The sequence below is a fragment of the Pantoea sp. CTOTU49201 genome (assembly GCF_032054795.1).
Lineage (GTDB): Bacteria > Pseudomonadota > Gammaproteobacteria > Enterobacterales > Enterobacteriaceae > Pantoea > Pantoea symbiotica.
Genome location: NZ_DAMBSA010000617.1, coordinates 1 through 1,792 on the forward strand (window position 1 = coordinate 1; position 1,792 = coordinate 1,792).

At 53.2% G+C, this 1,792-nt stretch carries 1 pseudogene; it reads left to right on the forward strand.

The features are described from left to right. Positions 1-239 precede the first annotated feature (239 nt). Positions 240-1,792: pseudogene (locus tag RTY00_RS24480) on the forward strand (cyclic beta 1-2 glucan synthetase); the annotation flags it as partial.

Here is a 1,792-nt window from a genome sequence, read left to right on the forward strand (position 1 = left end):
TACTCAATAAAGACAGAACTTTTTCCTCGCCCACTCTTATACCGTCAATCTTCCTGTTGATAGTGCTGACTTTTATAATCCACTGGATTTTTTGCGACGCCATTATGAAAAATAAAACCCCCACCGGGTCAATCACCAACAGTAGTGCGCTTCCAGCAACGGCACGCACTATTTTTGAATTTCTACCTGAAAGCGGAATTTACCAGGCAAACCGGCCAGACGTTTTTTCCGAACAGCAAATGGCAATATATGGCGAGCGACTGGCAAAGACGCATCATCTTTCTGACGCCAAAAAAAGCTATAAATTATTGCAGCGGCTGACTGAAAACGAACAGGCGCTGATAAAAAGCGCGGAAATATTAAGTACCGGTGATAAGCGTAATCTGACACCGGCTGGCGAATGGCTTTTAGATAATTTTTATATCATCGAAGAACAAATTCGCATGGTACGCCATCTGTTGCCGACTAAATTTGGACAGGGTTTACCCGCGCTTGAAGAGCCCGCCCACGCGTTACGTATTCAGGCGATTGCTGATGAGATGATCAGCCACAGCGACGGCCGTTTGGAATCGGCGGTGCTGGCGACCTTTATTCACGCCTATCAGCGCGTGACACCGCTGTTAATGGGTGAGCTTTGGGCGCTTCCCGCCATGCTGCGCTTTGCGCTGCTCGATAACCTCGCTCGCATTGCGCAAGGCGTTGCCGAGATCCATCATGAGCGCAGCCAGGCCGAAGCGTGGATTAATGAGATCGTTCATCACTCTGCCAAAGACGCCACACGGGTGATCCAGGTGATTGCCGATATGGCGCACAAAAACAGCCAGCTTTCCGGCGCGTTTGTCGCCGAACTGGCGCGCAAACTCAATGGGCAGAATCACTCGTTGGCGTTGACGTGGGTGGAGCAACATCTGCTGAATACCGGGCGTAATACCGCAGATGTGATTGAACAATTTAACCGTCAACTGGCACTGAGCCAGCTATCGGTCAGCAACAGCATTGCCGGATTGCGCCAGCTTGGCGAAATCAACTGGCAGGATTTGGTGGAATCGCTGAGCTTGGTGGAGCAGGTGCTGGTACAGGATCCGGCTGGCATTTATCCGCAGATGCATTTTGACAGCCGCGATCAGTATCGACACGTGGTGGAAGAGCTGGCGCGTCAGAGCGACTTCGACGAGCTTAGCGTGGCCAATCATGTGCTGGCATTGAGCCGTCAGCCCAAATTGCCGCCGCGCCACCAGCATATTGGTTACTTTTTGCTGGATAAAGGGCGCGCGCAGCTTGAGCAACAGCTAAAGCCGCGCCGTTCCTGGCTCAATCAGGCGCGTCACCATCTCAGCCAAACGCCGCTGCTCTCCTGGCTTGGTAGCCTCACCTTATTGACCACCGCCTTCAGCGCCGAAGCGCTGTTTTTCACCCATCAGGCCGGTATGTCGGTGGTGCTGTGGCTGTTGCTGGTACCGGCGGTGATCATTATCAGCAGCCAGCTCGCCTTACAACTGCTCAGCGAAGTGACAACCCGCACCCGCCATCCTGTTCCCCTTCCGCGACTCGATTACGAGCTGGCGGTGCCGGATGGCGATCGCACTTTGGTGGTGATTCCCTGTTTGATCAGCAGCAAACACGGCACCGATACGCTGCTGCGCTCATTGGAAACCAGCTATCTCGGTAACGCGCTCGACAACATCACCTTTGCGCTGCTGGCCGACTTCACCGACAGCGTGGATGAACATCAGGTTGATGATGAAGAAATCATTGGTTACGCAGTGCTGAAAATTCAGGCACTTAACCGCCG